We start from the raw sequence: 16,715 nt of genomic DNA, 5'->3' as shown, positions 1-16,715 counted from the left end.
GAGTGTGTGAAACACCCTGATGGGTACCCCCTCGAACAGGCCCGGGTCGTGTGACGACCCGGGCCTGAGACGTGTCCAGCGAGTTCGTCCCCTGCCCGCGCTGTCGTCAGGTGAGCCCGGCCGAGGGGAGGCGGGGAGATGGGCGTGACGATCCTGACGCTGCTCCTGGGGATCGTGGTGATCCTCGCGATCATCGCGGCGAACGGCTACTTCGTGGCGCAGGAGTTCGCCTACATGTCCGTCGACCGGAACCGGCTCTCGGCCAGGGCCGAGGCGGGGGACAAGGCCGCCAGCCGTGCGCTCAAGGTCACCAGGCGGACGTCGTTCATGCTCTCGGGCGCCCAGCTCGGGATCACGGTCACGGGCCTGCTCGTGGGCTACGTGGCCGAACCCCTCGTCGGGGAGTCGCTGGGGGAGCTGCTGGGTGGCGCCGGCGTTCCGGCTGCGGTCAGCGTGACGATCGGCACGACCCTGGCACTCGTCGTGGCGACCGTGGTGCAGATGATCTTCGGCGAGCTGTATCCCAAGAACCTGGCCATCGCCAATCCCGAACCCCTCGCGCGGGGCCTGGCCCGCTCCACGACCGCCTACCTCACGGTGTTCGGGTGGCTGATCGTGGTGTTCGACCGCGCGGCCAACCTGATCCTGCGCATGGTCGGCGTCAAGCCGGTGGAGGATCTGGACTCCACCGCCACCGCAGAGGACCTCGAGCGGATCGTCGCGGATGCGCGGGAGAGCGGAAATCTGCCGGAGAACCTCTCGGTCCTCCTCGATCGGATCCTGGACTTCCCGGAGCGGACGGTGGAGCACGCGATGGTGCCGAGGCCGCAGACCGGGGTAGTCACACCGGGCGCCAGTATCGGTGAGGTCCGTCAGCTGATGGCCACCGGTCACACGCGATATCCCGTCGTCACCGAGGATCAGGAGCCGGTCGGGGTGGTCGAGCTGGCTGACCTGCTGCGTGGCGGGATCGACGAGAACGCGGCGGTGTCCGAACTGATGCGGCCCGCCGTGGTGGTGCCCTCGCTGATGTCCCTGCCCGACGCCCTGCGCACGCTGACGCGCTCACGTGCCCAGCTGGCCGCGGTCGTCGACGAGTACGGCGGGTTCGCGGGAGTGCTGACCATCGAGGATCTCGCCGAGGAGCTGGTCGGCGAACTGACCGATGAGCACGATGTCGAGCCGGAGTCCGTCATCGCCGTCGAGGAGGACGGATGCTGGCGGATGGACGGCGACGTTCACGTCGACGAGGCCGAGAGGGCGCTCGGACGCGAACTCCCGCACGGCGACTACGAGACGGTGGCCGGACTGGCCATCGCGATCCACGGCGAGCTGCCGGAGGTGGGGCGGATCGTGACGGTCGAGCTGCCGATCGACCCGCGGGACCTGATCTCCGCGAACCCGGAGCAGTTCGCGTTGGAGATCGAGGTCCTCGAGGTGGAACGACTGGTGCCCAGCGAACTGCGGATGCGGTTGGTCGAAGTGCGCGGAAGCGGCTCCGACGAGGGACACCCCAGCGTCCCCGACGAGAAGGGTGATGCACTGTGATGGACAACCCGCTGGTGGTGACGGCGGTGACCGTCGCCCTGATCGTGCTGACCGCGTTCTTCGTGGTGATCGAGTTCGCGCTGCTGGGGGCGCGCCAGCACCGCCTGGAGAAGGATGCGGAGTCCAGCGCCTCGGCCCGCGCGGCGCTGCGGGGGATGAACGAGCTGACCATCATGCTCGCCGGTGCCCAGCTCGGGATCACGGCGTGCACGTTCGCCCTGGGCGCGGTGACCAAGCCGGCGGTGGACGGGTGGCTCGGCCCGGTGTTCTCCTCGTGGGGCGCGCCGGCCCAGCTCGCCGGCGGCGTGGCGTTTGCACTGTCACTGCTGTTCGTGACGTTCCTGCACCTGGTGGTGGGTGAGATGGCCCCCAAGTCGTGGGCGATCGCCCACCCTGAGTTCGCTGCCAAGTTCATCGGTCTGCCCGCCCGGGGATTCATCTGGATTTTCCGGCCGCTGCTGCGCTGGGTCAATGCGATGGCCAACAGGCTGGTCCTGGCCAGTGGTGTGACCCCGGTCGAACGCGCGGCAGTGGGCGGGCAGGACGCGGAGACCATCCGCCAGCTCGTCGAGCACTCGACCGAGACCGGTGCGCTCTCCGAGTCGTTCAGCTCGCCGCTGTCCGGGGCGCTGGGGCTGGAGGACCTGGACGTGGGCGAACTGGTGGACGGCTCCCGTGAGCCCACCGCGGTCCCCGCCGGTGGCACGGTGGCCCAGGTCCAGCAGGCGGCCGCCCGAACCGGGCACATGCGGATCCTGGTGATGGACGACGTCTCGTCCACCCCGGGGGTCGTGCACGTTCGCGACACGTTGATGGAACCCGAGGACGCCCCGGTCGGCCCCCTCACCCGGCCGGTGATGACGCTCGATGTGCGCACGCCGGTGTACGAGGCGCTGGGCGTCGCGCGGGAGCGCAGCGAGCAGCTCGCGGTGGTCCTGGACGAGGGCAGGATCGTCGGCGTGATCACCATCGCCGACATCCTGCGGCACCTCATGCCGGAGGATCCGGCTCCCGTCGGCTGAGGGCGTCCGGACCCGGGGCTGAGGACGCTCAGGCCAGCAGTGAGGCGTCGACCTCGTCCCACGAGCTGGCGCCGCTCAGCGACATGGTGAGGTCGATCTCGGCGAGCAGGTTGTCGAGCACCTCGCCGACGCCGTGTTCGCCGGCGATGGCCAGCCCGTAGACGTGGGGCCGGCCGATCGTCACCGCGTTCGCGCCGCACGCCATGGCCTTGACGACGTCGGTGCCGTTGCGGATGCCGGAGTCGAGCAGCAGTGTCGGCTCCGGGCCGACCGCCTCGCGGATCCGGACGAGGGCGTCGAGGGTGCCGATCGACCCGTCGACCTGGCGACCGCCGTGGTTGGACACCATGACCGCGTCGACACCGGCGTCGAACGCCTGCCGGGCATCGTCGGGGTGCAGGACGCCCTTGAGGACGATCGGCAGCCTCGTCCGGTCCCGCAGGGTCGCCAGGTGGTCCCAGCTCAGTGCCGGGTTGGAGAACGTGTCGAGGAACGTCTGCACGGCGGCACGGGTCTCGGGGGCGCGCAGGTTCTCCCGCGTCGAACCCGGGTGGTTGCGCGCCATCTCGAGCAGCGTCAGCGCCGCCTGCGGGGTGACCTTGACGGCATCGGCGTCCGCGCTGGCACCCGCCGCGGCCTCGCGCTCGACCCGCTCGGCGACCAACTGCCGGAAACGCGGGTCCGAGGTGTACTGCGCTATTCCGACGCCGCGGGTGAACGGCAGCGAACCGAGGTCGAGGTCCCACGGCCGCCAACCGAGGGTGGTGGTGTCGAGCGTGACGACCAGAGCCCCGGCGTCGATCGCCTCGGCGCGGGCGATGAAGCTGTCGACCAGTTGCTCGTCGCTACTCCAGTACAGCTGGAACCAGCGGGGGCTGTCCTGCATCGCCGCGGCCGTGGCCTCCATGGGCGACGAACCCTGCGAGGAGAAGATGTACGGCAGTCCGCAGCGGGCGGCGGCCCGGCCGACCATGACGTCGGCGTCGCGACGGATGAGTCCGGCGGCGCCGATCGGGGCGACCAGGACGGGCGCGGGGAGCGTCTGCCCGAGCACCGTGGTGGAGATGTCGCGCCGGGAGGTGTTGCGGAGCATGCGTGGCACCAGCCGACGGCGGTCGAAGGCCTCGCGGTTGGCGGCCATCGTCTGCCCCGAGCCGGCTCCTCCGTAGACGTAGGCCCAGGCCTTCTTCCCGCCGGGTCGTCGCAAGAGCGCGCGGCGGGCGGCGGCTTCGAGCTTCTCCGCGCCGGTCGGCACCGCGGGGGTGATCCCGGAGACTCCGGAGCGGTAGATGATGTTCTGGCGCGCGCGGCCGAGGGTGTCTGTGATGGGGGTCACGAAGTCTGCCGTCATAGCCGTGAGCGTACTGAGGCCTTCGTCGCGTGCGCGGAGGAGGTGCTGCCCGGCGGGTCTACTCCGCGCGTCCGTCGGGCCGGTCGGACCGGTCCGCGCTGTCGACGGGCCGACGGACCATGGCGGTCGAGGACTGACCGGGCAGCGTCGGCACGGAGCCCACTGCCTCGAACCCGAACCGCTCGTAGAGGCGACGGCTCGCCGGGGTGGTGGATTCGAGGAACGCCAGCGGGTTCGCGGAGTGGTCGACGACCCTCAGGCGGTGCTCCAGCAGTGCCGATCCGACGCCCTTGCCGCGGGCTCGGGGACCGGTGCCGATGTCGCGGATGTACCAGTGCGGTTCGGTGGGCCGGTAGGCCTCGATCTGGAGGGTGTGCCGGGCACCGCGGCCCAGGGGGAGCCGGCCCAGCGTCCACAGGGCCGCACCGGAGATCGCTCGCCGGGCGGTCCCCAGAGCGCCGGGGGCGGCAGGGGGCTGCCACAGGACCGCTCCGACGACACGGCCGTCGTCCATCGCGACGTCGACCCACTGGGGGTGTCGCCGCACCCGGCGGAGGTAGTACGAGGTGAGTTTGGTGTGCCGGGTCTCGTCCTCGGGCAGCGTGACCGACCATGCGGGGTCGTCGCGGAACGCGTCGCTGAGGATGCGGGCGATCGCGGGCGCGTCGGCACGCGTGGCGGTTCGGACGGTGACCATGGGCGGGCTCCTGGCGGGTGCGGGTCGGGTGCGGCGTCGGGCTCTTACGTCAGGTGCGCCGTGGTCAGACAGGTGAGGTCGTCGTCGCCGGTGGCGATCGGCACCGTCGAGGACTTTCCGTCGTGCTCGACGGTGAGGGTGCCGGTGAGGTCGCGGGGGAGCCACAGGCCGACGAACCCGTTGTCGTAGGCCGTGCGGGTCTCGTCGACGACCGTCCGCCCCGTCTCGTCGGTCACGGTGATGTCGACGGGCTCGCCGGCCATCTCGCCGAGGCAGGTCGTCAGACTGTGGAAGAGACAGTCATGGGTCTGGTCCTCGTAGGGCGCGACGGACAGGTAGAACTGCTCGTCCGGCATCGGCAGGGTCGCGATGGAGCCGCCGGCGGTGTCGGTGAGGACGAGCTCGGTCGGCTGGACCGAGGCGAGGAGGGTGGTGGGGCGCTCGGCGACGGGCATCGTGTCGAGGTGCTCGATCACCCCGCGGGCGTCCATATCGGCCAGCCCGTTCTGGTCGAGGACCTCGGTCGCCTCGGCCTGGCTCGACTCGCTCTGGTTCTGCCCGCTGGGGCTCTGGTCCGCCTGGTCCGATTGTGTGGTGCCACAGGCGGAGAGGGTGAGCCAGCTCGCGGTGACGACCGCGGCGAGGGCCCGGCGACGGAAACGAGGGGTGGTGGTCATTGCTGGGCGGGCTCCTTGTCGGGTATCACGCTGTCGGGTATCACGCCGTCGGGTGTCGCGTGGCCGGTCAGGCCTCACATCGCCGCGAGCATCTCACGCATGCGCGCGATCTCCTGCTGCTGGGTGTCGATGATCGACCGGGCCAGGGCGACGGTCGGCGGGTAGGTGCCGTCCGCCACCTCCCCCTGTGCCATGTCGATGGCGCCCTCGTGGTGGGCGATCATCTGCTCCAGGTACAGCCGCGCGGCGTCGGTGCCCTCGGCGTCGAACAACTGCTGGAGCTCGTCGGCGGAGAGCATGCCGTCCATCATCGACATGTCGTTGCCCATCACGGGCATGCCGCCGCCACCGTGGCCCCGGTGGCCGTCGCGCGGGCCGGGCGGTTGTCCCCACTGGTCGAGCCAGGTCGTCATCTGATCGATCTCGGGACCCTGTTCGGCCTTGATCTTCTCGGCGAGGGCTGTGGTGTCGGCGGGGATGTCTGATTTGGCCAGGATGATGTCGCTCATCTCGATCGCCTGCTCGTGGTGCGGGATCATCATCCGCACGAACATGACGTCGGCGGCCGAGCGCTCACCCTCATCGGCGGGAGCGTCGGCGCCGGGATCGGCCGGGGCGTTCGTGCCGGACTCCGCGCTGGCGTCGGCGGAGGTGCCGGCCGGGGCAGCCGCGGTCGCGGTGTCGTCCCCGCCCCCGCTGCATGCGGTCAGGGCCAGCGCGGACGCGGTCACGGCGGCGGAGACCAGGAGCGTCGTGCGGGTCATGGCGGGTGGCCTCTCCTCGGGGATCGGTAGGCGTGCTCAGCCCAGGGTATGCAGTATTGCGAGTCCGAGCGCCCCGCACGCCGCGGCGACGAGCAGGGAGGCGAGCGTGCCGATGATGAATCGCTCGCTCACCGCGGGGTTCTCGCGGATCTCGGGGTATCGGCCGAGGGCCTTGATGGCCACGACCACCGCGGCGAGCTCGAAGCGCCCGGCGAGGATGGCCGCGGTGAGTCCGACGCGTTCGAGGATCCCGATCCACATCCCCCCGCGCAGGACCTCGCGGACAGCCGGGGCGGGATCGTCTCGTCGGCGCATCACCGGGGTTCGCGCGTCACCGCTGACCTCGATGGTCGGGGGTTCGGGCACCCGTGCCGAGCGCAGGACGAGCGACGCGACGGGAGAACCGAGCGCGGCGGAGGCGATCAGGCTCAGCGCGACGACGATCGCGACCAGGATCCAGGCGGGCCAGCTGCTCATCGGTCGGCCTTCCCACGCGCGCCGTTCGTGGCCTTACCGCGTTGGCCGCTCGCCGGGCTGCCGGCCCCGCCCACGGCCGCGTCGTGTGCGCCGCCGAGCAACCGGTCGAGCACGGGGTACGCGGCGCGCTCCTCGCGGATCTGCGACAGCCGCAGCGCCCCGGTGACCGAGGCGGGCGTGATGCCCAACTCCTCGGCGGCGGCGACCTGGGTGGGGGAGCGGTCGACGGCGTCCACCACCCGCCACTGCGCGTCGGTGCGTCCGAGCACGAGTGGCGCCACCAGTGCCCACACCGCCTCGCAGTCGGCGGCCCACGCCGTCGCCGAGCCGCGGTCGTCCCGCGATCCGGGGTCGCCCGGCACCCGTATGGCCACCGAGCCGGGGAGGCCCTTCGCGGCGTCGACGGCGTCGCGGGCGGCGAGATAGGCGGCCCCGCGTCCGGCTCTGGTCCCGGAGGAGTAGGACTCGTCGTCGACCTCCCCCGCCCCGACACCGCAGTGCCAGTCACCTTCGCGCAGGGCGACGAGCAGCGCCGACCGCACCGCGGCAGGGTCGTCGAGCAGGCCCTGGACTTCGTCTCCGGCCGTGCGCTCGAACGCGGCCGCGGTCGGGATGTCCGCCAGTGCGTCGATCAGGGCGGGTACCCGGTCGGCGCTGCTGCGGCTGCGGCGTTGGTCGATGGTCACCACGTACATGGGGCGATCGTGCCACACACCGCCGACATAAGGCGAAAACACCTAAAGCTGCCGAATTAGCCATTGTCGGCTAATGGTGCGAACTGAGGCGTTCGGGCCTCACGCACGCGCGCCGTCTCCGCAGGTGCCGAGGGGATCCGCGCCGCCCGCAGCCCGTTGAGGATCACGATGACCTCGGCGATCTCGTGGACCAGGACCACCGCGGCGAGACCGAGGACGCCGGTGACAGCCAGCGGGACCAGGGCCGTGATGAGGACCAGTGAGAGGACGATGTTCTGGTTGATGATCCGGCCGCCCCGCCGGGCGTGGGCGAGTGCGCGGGGCAGGAGCCGCAGGTCGGTGCCGGTGAAGGCCACGTCCGCGGACTCGATGGCGGCGTCGGATCCGGCTGCGCCCATGGCGATCCCGACGTCTGCGGTCGCGAGCGCCGGGGCGTCGTTGATGCCGTCGCCGATCATCGCCGTGGGCCGGGACCGGGCCAGTTCGGCGACCGCATCGGCCTTGTCCGCGGGCGAGAGGTCGGCGCGTATGTCGCCGATGCCGGCCTGCGCGCCGAGAGCGGACGCGGTGCGTGGGTTGTCGCCGGTCAGCATGCTCACGCCGATGCGGTGGTCGGCCAGGGTGGCGACGACGACGAGGGCCTCGGGCCGCAACTCGTCGCGGATGCCGATGGCGCCGATCGGGCGGCCGTCGCGGTGGACCACCACCACGGTCATGCCCTCGTGCTCAAGGGCCGTGAGCTGGTCGGTGAGCTCCCCGGCCGCGAGCCGGCGCGGTGATCCCACGGTGACGAGGTGGCCGTCGACGGTGCCGCAGATCCCGTGCCCGGCGGACTCCTCGACGTGCTCGGCGTCTGCGATTCCCGGCGCGGAGACCCGCGGGTCTGCCGGGTCCTGCCGGGAGGCCCCGGCGAGGGCGGCGGAGGTGATGGCGGCCGCCAGCGGGTGGGTGCTGTGGCCCTCGACGGCCGCGGCCAGGGACAGCACCTCGGACTCGCTGGTGCCCGGGGTGGTGGGGACGCGGACGACCGAGGGCTCGTTGCGGGTGAGGGTCCCGGTCTTGTCCATCGCGAGGTGACGGATGGTGCCGAGCCGTTCGAACGCCGCCCCGGACTTCACGACGACACCGAACCGGCTGGCCGCGCCGATCGCGGAGACCACGGTGACGGGCACCGAGATCGCCAGTGCGCAGGGCGAGGCGGCGACCAGGACGATCAGCGCGCGGGTGATCCACAGCTCCGGGTCGCCGAGCAGTGAGCCGAGGCCCGCGACGAGCAGGGCCAGCACGAGGACCCCGGGGATCAGCGGGCGGGCGATCCGGTCGGCGAGGCGGGCCCGGTCGCCCTTCTCGGTCTGGGCGCGCTCGACGAGGCCGACGATCGTGGTGAGCGTGTTGTCGGTGCCCGGGGCGGTGGTGGTGAGGTCGAGGAGGCCGGAGGTGTTGATCGAACCGGCGAGGACGCGGTCGCCGGGCGTGACCTCGACGGGGATCGACTCGCCCGTGACCGCGGAGGCGTCGACGCTGCTACGGCCGCGGGCCACGATCCCGTCGGTGGCGACGCGCTCGCCCGGGGCCACGACGAGCATCTGGTCGACACGAAGCTCGGCGGTGGGGATCTCGATGGTGCGGGCACCCCGGCGGACGGTGGCGGTGTCCGGGACCAGCGTCAGCAGGGAACGCAGGCCGGAGCGGGCGCGGTCCATCGCCTTGTCCTCGAGCGCCTCGGCGATCGAGTAGAGGAAGGCCAGGGCTGCGGCCTCCTCGACGTAGCCGAGGATCACGGCGCCCACGGCGCTGATGGTCATGAGCAACCCGATGCCGAGCCGGCCGCTGGTGAGCAGCCCGCGGATCGCTGCCGGGGCGAACGTCGACCCGCCGAGCAGCAGGCCGATCCAGAACAGGGCCTGGCCGGCCGGTCCGGCTCCCGACCACTCTGCCCCCCACCACTCTGCCGCGAGGCCCGAGACGAACGCGACGCCGGACGCGGCCGGGATGAGGACCGCCGGGTCCTTCCACCACGGTCGATCCTTCTCCTCGGGGTCGGCGGGCGCCGGCGCCTCGCAGCCGCACGCGGAGGTCATGACGCCGCGCACGTGGGGCAGTCGGAGACCGCGCACTCGGCGTCGCGGTCCACGGCGAGTGTGATGTCGAGCAGCGCGGTGAGTGCGGCCTCGAGGTGCGGGTCGGCGATCTCGTAGCGCATCTGCCGCCCCTCGGGCGCGGCCACGGCGATCCCGCAGTCCCGCAGGCACCCGAGGTGGTTGGAGACGTTGGGCCGGGTCAGTTCGAGTTCGCGGGCGAGGTCGGCCGGGTACCGGGGCCCCTCGAGCAGGCACAGCAGGATCCGGGACCGGGTGGGGTCGGCCATCGCGCGGCCGAGCCGATGCATCACGTCGAGGCGGGTGGCACGCGTCAGCATACGCTGAACTGTACAACGCACGCTGAACTGACGTTGAGCCACCAGGCGCTGTCTGGCCTCCTCGCCGCCATAGCCCGCCGACAAGAGGAATTCGTGCACCCGTCTCTCGGGCGATACGCGCGAAATCCTCTGCTCGGCAGGCAGGCAGGCAGGCAGGCAGGCAGGCAGGCAGGCAGGCAGGCGGGAGGGCAGGCGGGCGCGGGTCGGGGCGGGCCCCTCGGGGGAGTCCGGCGTCAGGTGGTGGCGGGGCGGCCGATGTCGGGCCGGGAGTCGCCGAAGGTCTCCTTGCGCTCGCGGGCCCGAACTTTCTCGCCCCACGACTCGAGCCGGGCCCGGCCCCACGGCGTGCGGTAGCGCAGGGTGTTGAGCGGGACGAGGTAGGCGTGCGCCCACGGCGGCCGGACGGGCAGGCCGAACTCGCGCATCGACTCACGTCCCAGCAGCATGGTGAGCATGCTCAGCAGTCGCTCGTGGCCGATGCGGGCGCGCAGGCGAGGGAAGGGGCCGCTGCGATGCCGGGTGCGCTGCGCCTCGACCAGCGCCTGCGTGAGCTGCGGGCCCGCCTCGGACAGCCCGGCCTGCGCCAGGAGGATGTGGTAGTTGATGCGGTGGCGTTCGCTCTCGCGCTCGACGAGGAAGTCGTCGTCGACCCCGAGCAGCCAGCCGACGTAGCGCCACACGTGCATGACGTCGGCCGAGTCCTGTCGGCTCACCGGCACGCCGAGCGTCCGCACGCCCAGCAGGACCACGGCGTCGAACAGGCCCAGGGTGGCGGCGAGGTCGCTCTGGTTGATCGGCAGGCCCCAGTGGCCCGTGTCCCAGCGGGGCTCCATGGCGTGGTTGACCACCGCGTGCATCGCCCGCACGTGGCCGGTCAGTCGCCAGGCCTCGCCGCCCGGGCGCAGCCCGTCGGGGATCGACAGCGACATGGTCCAGTGGCTGGTCTCGGCCAGGCGACGCAGGGTCGTGTTGCCGGTCAGCCCGCCGGTGGCCACGAGCAGGTCGGTGGGGCCGCCGAAGCGGTAGCCGCCGATGAGCGAGAGCTGCAGCAGGATGTCGGCGGCGTTCTGGCCCAGCCGCAGGTAGACCTTCTGGCCGCGCTCGATCCTGGCCCAGTCGACCCAGTCCGGGGTGTCCTCGAGCCGCGCGATGTACTCGCGCAGGACGGGCGCGGTGTCCTCGGGCAGGCCGGCCGAGCCGGAGTGCAGCGCCTCGTCGAGCTGGCGGCGGGTCACCGCGCCGGGCTCGCCCGAGCGCAGGCGCATCGCGACGGCCAGCCTGTTGCCGAGCTCGTCGCGTTCGAGGTAGCCGCGGCCGAGGCGGTCCATGAGTTGCTCGTCGACCTCGTCCACGCGCGCGACGGCCTTGAGAGTGCGGCCGATGCGGCGGGAGCGGTCCTCGGCTTCGCGGAAGCGCGTGGGGTACGGCGGGGCGGGTTCGCCGGCCGGCGAACCGGTGGCGGTGGTGGGGCGTTCAGGCGTCACGGTCATGACATGACTATGACGCGAGTTTTTACTCGCATACAATTCGTGTCTATGAGAAGGGTGCCCAAGCAGGCGAGATCCCGCGCGATGGTGGAGCGGATCGTGGAGGCTGCTCGCGTTGTGCTCGTGCGCGACGGCTACGAGTCGTTCACCACCAACCGCGTCGCCGACGAGGCGGAGGTCAGCCCCGGCTCGCTGTACCAGTACTTCCCGGACAAATCCGCGCTGGTCGCGGTGGTCATGGACCGGTGGTCGGCGGAGATCTCCGACCGGGTCGCGGCATCGCTCTCGGCCGCGGGCCCGGTCGACGTGAAGAGCCTGGCGGCGGCCCGGTCGATCGCCGACGCCCTGCTCACCGCGCTCGAGGCCGACGCCGGACTGCTGCGCATCATGTGGGAGGAGCTGCCCGCGGTGCGGCACCGGGCGGCGCAGCACGCCCTCGAACAGCGGGTCCGCGAACTGTTGGCGGTCTACCTCGCGGCCGCCGGCGCCACGAGCGGGGACCCGGCGGCCCGGGCGTGGGTGATCGTCATGGCCGTGGAGAACATCGCCGTCCGCTGGGTCCTCGACCAGCCCGCCATCAGCCGCGACGCCCTGCTGGACGAGCTCACCTCGCTGGCCGGGGGATTCGGTGGGCGCGGCTGACACGGTCGCCCGCCGCTGACATCGGCGCCCGCAGCTGCCCGGACGCGCGAGGCTCCGGCCCGCCGGGAATCAGGGGATACCCCGACGCGCTGCGCGAGACCGCTCGGGCAGACTTGAGCGCGATGCCCACCCTGACCCCCCGCGCCACCGCGAGTCTCGCGGGCCTGGTCGCCGTTGCCGTGTTGTCGTCGTCGTGCTCCTATGGGCCCACCCGCGAGGCGCCGACCCCCATCCCCCCGGGCATTCCGCCTGCCGCCGGCGCCCCGGTGCCGAGCGTCGACATCAACGCGCCCGGTCGCACCTCCGACCAGCTGCGCGAGTGGGCGGCGGGACTCAACGAGCCGATGAACATCCCCGTCGCCGCGCTCGCCGCCTACGGCAACGCCGCCGAGACCATGCGGCAGACCCGACCCGAGTGCAACCTCGCCTGGACGACGCTCGCCGGGATCGGGCACGTGGAGACGCGGCACGGCCGGTACCGCGGGGCGTCATTGAGTGACGACGGCTACGCGCTCCCGCCGATCATCGGCATCAAACTCGACGGCTCGCCCGGCTTCGCCGACATCCCCGACACCGACGGCGGCGAGCTGGACGGCGACACCGAGAACGACCGGGCCGTCGGGCCGATGCAGTTCATCCCCGAATCGTGGCGCAAGTACGGCGTCGACGCCAACGGAGACGGGCGCGCCGATCCGAACCAGATCGACGACGCCGCCGTGTCCGCCGCGCGCCTGCTGTGCACGAACGGGGGAGACCTCTCGCAGGCCGAGAACTGGCAGCGGGCCGTGCTGTCCTACAACGCGTCGCGCGAATACGTCATGGACGTGCGCGACGCGGCGGCCGCCTACTCGGTGGGGACGACCGCGCCGTAGGCGGGCGGCGCCGTCCGCGCGACGTGGCCTGCGGGCGACGGAATCACGACCTGTGCCGTGGCCGGGCCGGGCTTCGAGAGCCGGCGGGGCGGGTTGGCGCCGATTCGCCCCGCCGGAGTCGATCTGCCCTCCGGCCCGCCGTGACGCGCCTCGTATTTCGTTCCACGCGCGGGCTCCCTGGGGCGCATCGCAATCTGAGGGGCAGATCGTGGGCCGGGCAGATCGTGGGCCGGGCAGATCGCGGGCCGGGAGGGCTGCCCGCGGCGGGCGATCTGGCAGCTGAGGTGTGGGCGCCACTGCGTGGGCGCCGCGAACTACGCTGCTGAGTCGGCCGAGTTTGCAGGCGATCACCAACGGCGGGAGTCCCACACCCATGTCAGCACCGACGTCGACGCGCCGGCAGTCCGCGGGCGCCCCGACCCCGGCGAATGCGCCGACCACCGCCAACGGGCTCCTGCTGCGCGCGGTCCGGCGCCGCCGGCACCTGGTGGTCCCCGGCCTGGTGCTCATGACCCTGTGGCAGTTGTGTGAGGCGCTGGTGCCCATCGCGATCGGCGTGATCGTCGACGTCGCGATCATCCCGCTCGACCGGTGGGCCCTGCTGTGGTCGGTCGTCGGGCTCATCGCGTTGTTCACCGTGCTCAGCCTCGGCTACCGGTTCGGCGCCCGGATGAGCAACCGGGCCCTGCAAGAGGAGGCGCACGATCTGCGGGTCGAGGTGACGCGGGTGCCGCTGACCCGGCGGCGAGCGATGGACGGTGCGAGCTCGGGCGACGTGCTCTCGGTGTGCTCGGCCGATGCCGATGTGGCCGCGTTGGTCTTCCGGCAGATCGCGCTGGGCGGGTCGGCGGTGATCAGCATCGTGGGGATCTCGGTCTACCTGTTGTGGACCGACTGGCTGGTCGGGCTCATCGTGCTCATCGGCGTCCCGCTCAGCCTGGTGTTGGTGGCCCTGCCCAGCCGCACCATCTCCCGGCACAGCACCGCCCAGCAGGCCGCGATCGGGCGGGCGAGCAGCCGCGCGACCGACATCATGGCGGGCCTGCGCGTGCTCAAGGCAGGCGGCGGGGAGCGCTGGGCCGCTGAGCAGTACCGCACGGCGTCCGAGGAGGCGGCCGCGGCGGGGATCGTCACCGCCGAGCGGACGGGGCGGGTCCAGGGGATCGGCTCGCTCGGGATGGCCGTGGTCCTGGCGCTGGTGCTGCTGGCCGCCGGCTACCGCGTCCTGGCCGGGGAGATGGAGATCGGCACGCTCGTCTCCGTGGTGGGCGTGGCCGTCTTCTTTGAGGAGCCGGTGCGGATGATCACCCAGATGGTGTCGATCTCCGCCCGGTCCCACGGCGCGGCGCAGCGGCTCGTCGACCTGCTGGGGTCGGCGCCGGTCGACGACTCCGGCGACGAGGTCCCCGCGGGGGTGCGGTTGGAGGTGCGCGGGCTGGCGCTGCCCGATGGTCGCTCCCTCGACTTGGAGGTCGCCGAGGGGGAGGTCGTCGCTCTCGTGGCCGATCAGCCCGCCGCCGCGAACGCCGTCGTCCTGGCGATCGCCGGGCACGGCGACGGGGCCGACGCCGTCCTGGTGGGCGGGCACCGACGCAGTCACCTGGCACCCGCCATCGCCGAGCATCTCGTCGCCGCGCCGCACCGCGTGGACCTGTTCGTCGGCACCATCCGTTCCAACATCGCGATGAAGCACGACGGCCCGGGGGTCGGCGGTTCGGGACATGGCGGCCCGGGGGACGACGACGAGCTCCGTGAGCCCGGTGCCGGTGGCGAGGCCGCCACCCCGATCTCCCATGAGGTCCTGCGCGCCTCGGCCGTCGCGGAGATCATCGAGCACCTGCCCGACGGGCTCGACCACGCGGTGCAGGAAGGCGGCCGGAACCTCTCCGGCGGTCAGCGCCAGCGGATCGCGCTCGCCCGCGCCCTCCACGCCGACCCGGACGTGCTGGTGCTCCACGAACCGACCAGTGCGGTCGACGCCGTCACCGAGTGGGAGATCGCCCAGGCCGTCCGCCGACTGCGGACGAGTCGGCCGCGGCAGGCCACGCTGATCGTCACGTCGTCGCCGCCGTTCCTCGCGACCGCCGATCGGGTGGTCCACCTGCCCCGCAGCGGCGAGGCGCGCTCGGGCACCCACCTCGAGCTGCGCGAGGCGTCGGCCTCCTACCGGACGGCGGTCGACCGATGAGCACAACCGAGACGGGGACGACCCGCGGGATGACGAACACCACCACCGCCACCGCCACCGCCACCACCGCCACCGCCGCGGACGGCCCGGACGCGGCAGGATCCTCCGGCGCGCTGCCGCTGGCGACGGGCCGCGAGTCCCTTGCTGTTCTCTGGCCGCTGCTCCGGCAGCGGCGCGGGTACCTGACGCTGGTGTGCCTGGCCGGGCTGATCGGATCCGTGGCGGGCCTCGTCGCGCCGTGGGTGATCGGCCGGCTCGTCGACGACCTGCCCGGCAGCGAGGACTACACCGCCGTGTGGATCGGCGCGGGCGCGATCGCCGTGGCCGGCGTCGTGGGCGCGGGCTGCACCTGGGCTGGCCAGGCCTGGCTCGCCCGGCTGACCGAACCTACAGTCGCCCGGCTGCGCGAGATGGTGATGGACCGCTCCCTGCGCCTGGGCGCGGCGCAGATGGAGACGACCGAGACCGGCGACCTCGTCTCCCGCGTCGCGGAGGACGCCCGCGAGATCAGCCAGGCCGCCACCGCCGTCATCCCGCTGGTCGTGCAGTCGGCGTTCACGGTGATCGTGTCCGGGGTGGGGCTGGCCACGGTCGACTGGCGCCTCGGGCTGGTGGGGCTGCTCGCGCTGCCGATGTACTGGACGACCCTGCGCTGGTACCTGCCCCGGTCCGGCCCCGTCTATGCCGCCGAGCGCGCCGCCTTCGGCACCCGGGCCAGCCGTCTCCTCGGGGGCATCTCCGGGTCCCGCACCCTGCACGCCTACGACGCCCAGGACTCCGAGCTGGAGCGGATCACCGCCTCCTCCGCCCGCGCCCGGGACCTGTCCATCCAGGTGTTCCACTTCGTCACCCGAGCCTTCAGCCGCAACAACCGCGCCGAGGTCACCGTCCTCGGGCTGCTGCTGGTCGTGGGGTTCTTCCTCGTGGACTCCGGCGCCATCACCGCCGGTGCCGTGACGACCGCCGCGTTGCTGTTCCATCGGCTGTTCAACCCGATCGGTGCGCTGGTCGGCATGGTCGATCAGGTCCACTCCGCCGGAGCCTCGCTGGTGCGGATGGTCGGAGTCATCACCATGCCCGTGCCCGAGCGCACCGCCGCGCTGCACTCCACCGCCGCCGGGGCCGGCCCGCTCGAGCTCACCGGCATCACGCACACCTATGGAGAGGGCGCTCCGGCACTCATCGACGTCGACCTGACGCTCGCGCCCGGCGAGGTGGTCGCGGTGGTCGGATCCACGGGCGCCGGCAAGAGCACGCTCGCGCTGGTCGCCGCCGGCTCGGTGGTTCCGACGCGGGGGAGTGCGCGACTGGGTGGGGTCCCGCTGACCGACGTCGACCCGGTGGAGCTGCGGCAGCACGTCACGATGGTCTCGCAAGAGGTGCACACCTTCGCGACCACCGTGGTCGAGAACGTCCGCGCGCCCCGGCCCGAGGCCGGCCTCGCCGAGGTCCGCGCCGCGCTGCGGACCGTCGGCGCGGACTGGGTCGACGCCCTGCCCGACGGCATCGACACCCTCATCGGCGAGGGCGGGCACGCGCTCGATCCCATGCAGAGTCAGATGATTGCCCTGGCCCGCGTCGAGCTGGCCGACCCGGACGTCGTGATCCTCGACGAGGCCACCGCCGAGGCCGGGTCCGCCGGAGCCCGTCGCCTCGACGCGGCTGCCGCTGCGGTGCTCCGCGACCGGGCGGGTCTGGTGGTGGCGCACCGGCTGAGCCAGGCTGAGGCCGCCGACCGCATCCTGGTGATGGACCACGGCCGGATCGTCGAATCCGGCACGCACGACGAGCTGCTCCGGGCGGACGGGCGGTACGCCGAGCTCAGCCGGGCGTGGTTCGGGGCGTGAGGTCGGTAGGTGGCGGACTGCGATGCCGG

At 72.5% G+C, this 16,715-nt stretch carries 15 protein-coding genes; 6 read left to right on the top strand and 9 right to left on the bottom strand.

Features of this window, described 5'->3' with window-relative positions; translation table 11 throughout:
- Positions 1-138 precede the first annotated feature (138 nt).
- Both G6R20_RS08230 and G6R20_RS08225 read left to right on the top strand, forming a co-directional pair.
- Positions 139-1,548: a hemolysin family protein gene (locus G6R20_RS08230; protein WP_163376045.1), complete on the top strand. Its 1,410-nt coding sequence runs from the start codon at positions 139-141 to the stop codon at positions 1,546-1,548.
- The gene (locus G6R20_RS08225) at positions 1,548-2,570 is read left to right on the top strand and encodes a hemolysin family protein (RefSeq protein WP_163376044.1); all 1,023 of its coding nucleotides are present in this window, start codon (positions 1,548-1,550) and stop codon (positions 2,568-2,570) included. Before G6R20_RS08230 ends, G6R20_RS08225 begins: the two co-directional genes overlap by 1 nt.
- A 28-nt stretch (positions 2,571-2,598) precedes the next feature.
- On the opposite strand, the gene G6R20_RS08220 is transcribed toward G6R20_RS08225, so the two are convergent.
- From G6R20_RS08220 to G6R20_RS08180, 9 genes are all read right to left on the bottom strand, one after another.
- Positions 2,599-3,921, bottom strand: a complete 1,323-nt coding sequence (locus tag G6R20_RS08220) for an alpha-hydroxy-acid oxidizing protein (RefSeq protein WP_163376043.1) — start codon at positions 3,919-3,921, stop codon at positions 2,599-2,601.
- A 58-nt stretch (positions 3,922-3,979) separates the two neighbouring features.
- On the bottom strand, positions 3,980-4,618 hold the full coding sequence (locus G6R20_RS08215; protein ID WP_163376042.1) for a GNAT family N-acetyltransferase: 639 nt from the start codon (positions 4,616-4,618) through the stop codon (positions 3,980-3,982).
- 44 nt (positions 4,619-4,662) lie between these two features.
- Positions 4,663-5,295, bottom strand: coding sequence for a CueP family metal-binding protein (locus tag G6R20_RS08210; RefSeq protein ID WP_205475767.1), 633 nt, complete (start codon positions 5,293-5,295; stop codon positions 4,663-4,665).
- A gap of 74 nt (positions 5,296-5,369) precedes the next feature.
- Positions 5,370-6,059, bottom strand: a complete 690-nt coding sequence (locus G6R20_RS08205) for a DUF305 domain-containing protein (RefSeq protein ID WP_163376041.1) — start codon at positions 6,057-6,059, stop codon at positions 5,370-5,372.
- A gap of 36 nt (positions 6,060-6,095) precedes the next feature.
- The gene (locus G6R20_RS08200; protein ID WP_163376040.1) at positions 6,096-6,536 is read right to left on the bottom strand and encodes a hypothetical protein; all 441 of its coding nucleotides are present in this window, start codon (positions 6,534-6,536) and stop codon (positions 6,096-6,098) included.
- Positions 6,533-7,231: a hypothetical protein gene (locus G6R20_RS08195; RefSeq protein WP_163376039.1), complete on the bottom strand. Its 699-nt coding sequence runs from the start codon at positions 7,229-7,231 to the stop codon at positions 6,533-6,535. Before G6R20_RS08195 ends, G6R20_RS08200 begins: the two co-directional genes overlap by 4 nt.
- Before the next feature lie 56 nt (positions 7,232-7,287).
- A complete protein-coding gene (locus G6R20_RS08190) occupies positions 7,288-9,312 on the bottom strand; it encodes a cation-translocating P-type ATPase (RefSeq protein WP_163376038.1) in 2,025 nt (674 codons plus the stop codon).
- The gene (locus G6R20_RS08185; protein WP_067713415.1) at positions 9,309-9,650 is read right to left on the bottom strand and encodes a metalloregulator ArsR/SmtB family transcription factor; all 342 of its coding nucleotides are present in this window, start codon (positions 9,648-9,650) and stop codon (positions 9,309-9,311) included. The genes G6R20_RS08190 and G6R20_RS08185 overlap by 4 nt, the downstream gene beginning before the upstream one ends.
- A gap of 233 nt (positions 9,651-9,883) precedes the next feature.
- Positions 9,884-11,140: an oxygenase MpaB family protein gene (locus G6R20_RS08180; protein WP_163376037.1), complete on the bottom strand. Its 1,257-nt coding sequence runs from the start codon at positions 11,138-11,140 to the stop codon at positions 9,884-9,886.
- A 45-nt stretch (positions 11,141-11,185) separates the two neighbouring features.
- Between G6R20_RS08180 and G6R20_RS08175 the strand changes: the two genes are divergently transcribed.
- The 4 genes from G6R20_RS08175 (at position 11,186) to G6R20_RS08160 (ending at position 16,686) form a co-directional block, all read left to right on the top strand.
- The gene (locus G6R20_RS08175) at positions 11,186-11,779 is read left to right on the top strand and encodes a TetR/AcrR family transcriptional regulator (RefSeq protein ID WP_240341326.1); all 594 of its coding nucleotides are present in this window, start codon (positions 11,186-11,188) and stop codon (positions 11,777-11,779) included.
- 122 nt (positions 11,780-11,901) lie between these two features.
- On the top strand, positions 11,902-12,651 hold the full coding sequence (locus G6R20_RS08170) for a lytic murein transglycosylase (protein ID WP_096907146.1): 750 nt from the start codon (positions 11,902-11,904) through the stop codon (positions 12,649-12,651).
- 373 nt (positions 12,652-13,024) lie between these two features.
- Entirely contained in the window at positions 13,025-14,839 is a 1,815-nt protein-coding gene (locus G6R20_RS08165) for an ABC transporter ATP-binding protein (RefSeq protein ID WP_163376036.1), read from the top strand.
- Complete coding sequence (locus G6R20_RS08160; protein ID WP_240341325.1) at positions 14,836-16,686, top strand: ABC transporter ATP-binding protein; 1,851 nt, start codon at positions 14,836-14,838, stop codon at positions 16,684-16,686. The genes G6R20_RS08165 and G6R20_RS08160 overlap by 4 nt, the downstream gene beginning before the upstream one ends.
- Positions 16,687-16,715 lie beyond the last annotated feature (29 nt).

This window comes from Dietzia sp. Alg238-R159, assembly GCF_900537145.1.
In the GTDB taxonomy this organism is placed as follows: domain Bacteria; phylum Actinomycetota; class Actinomycetes; order Mycobacteriales; family Mycobacteriaceae; genus Dietzia; species Dietzia kunjamensis.
The sequence above is the reverse complement of the archived record's forward strand: the minus strand, read 5'-3'. Positions and strand labels throughout refer to the sequence as shown.

Coding starts and splice junctions, on each gene's coding strand:
- G6R20_RS08230 (WP_163376045.1), top strand. CDS start 139: ATGGGCGTGACGATCCTGACGCTGCTCCTGGGGATCGTGGTGATCCTC.
- G6R20_RS08225 (WP_163376044.1), top strand. CDS start 1,548: ATGGACAACCCGCTGGTGGTGACGGCGGTGACCGTCGCCCTGATCGTG.
- G6R20_RS08220 (WP_163376043.1), bottom strand. CDS start 3,921: ATGACGGCAGACTTCGTGACCCCCATCACAGACACCCTCGGCCGCGCG.
- G6R20_RS08215 (WP_163376042.1), bottom strand. CDS start 4,618: ATGGTCACCGTCCGAACCGCCACGCGTGCCGACGCGCCCGCGATCGCC.
- G6R20_RS08210 (WP_205475767.1), bottom strand. CDS start 5,295: ATGACCACCACCCCTCGTTTCCGTCGCCGGGCCCTCGCCGCGGTCGTC.
- G6R20_RS08205 (WP_163376041.1), bottom strand. CDS start 6,059: ATGACCCGCACGACGCTCCTGGTCTCCGCCGCCGTGACCGCGTCCGCG.
- G6R20_RS08200 (WP_163376040.1), bottom strand. CDS start 6,536: ATGAGCAGCTGGCCCGCCTGGATCCTGGTCGCGATCGTCGTCGCGCTG.
- G6R20_RS08195 (WP_163376039.1), bottom strand. CDS start 7,231: ATGTACGTGGTGACCATCGACCAACGCCGCAGCCGCAGCAGCGCCGAC.
- G6R20_RS08190 (WP_163376038.1), bottom strand. CDS start 9,312: ATGACCTCCGCGTGCGGCTGCGAGGCGCCGGCGCCCGCCGACCCCGAG.
- G6R20_RS08185 (WP_067713415.1), bottom strand. CDS start 9,650: ATGCTGACGCGTGCCACCCGCCTCGACGTGATGCATCGGCTCGGCCGC.
- G6R20_RS08180 (WP_163376037.1), bottom strand. CDS start 11,140: ATGACCGTGACGCCTGAACGCCCCACCACCGCCACCGGTTCGCCGGCC.
- G6R20_RS08175 (WP_240341326.1), top strand. CDS start 11,186: ATGAGAAGGGTGCCCAAGCAGGCGAGATCCCGCGCGATGGTGGAGCGG.
- G6R20_RS08170 (WP_096907146.1), top strand. CDS start 11,902: ATGCCCACCCTGACCCCCCGCGCCACCGCGAGTCTCGCGGGCCTGGTC.
- G6R20_RS08165 (WP_163376036.1), top strand. CDS start 13,025: ATGTCAGCACCGACGTCGACGCGCCGGCAGTCCGCGGGCGCCCCGACC.
- G6R20_RS08160 (WP_240341325.1), top strand. CDS start 14,836: ATGAGCACAACCGAGACGGGGACGACCCGCGGGATGACGAACACCACC.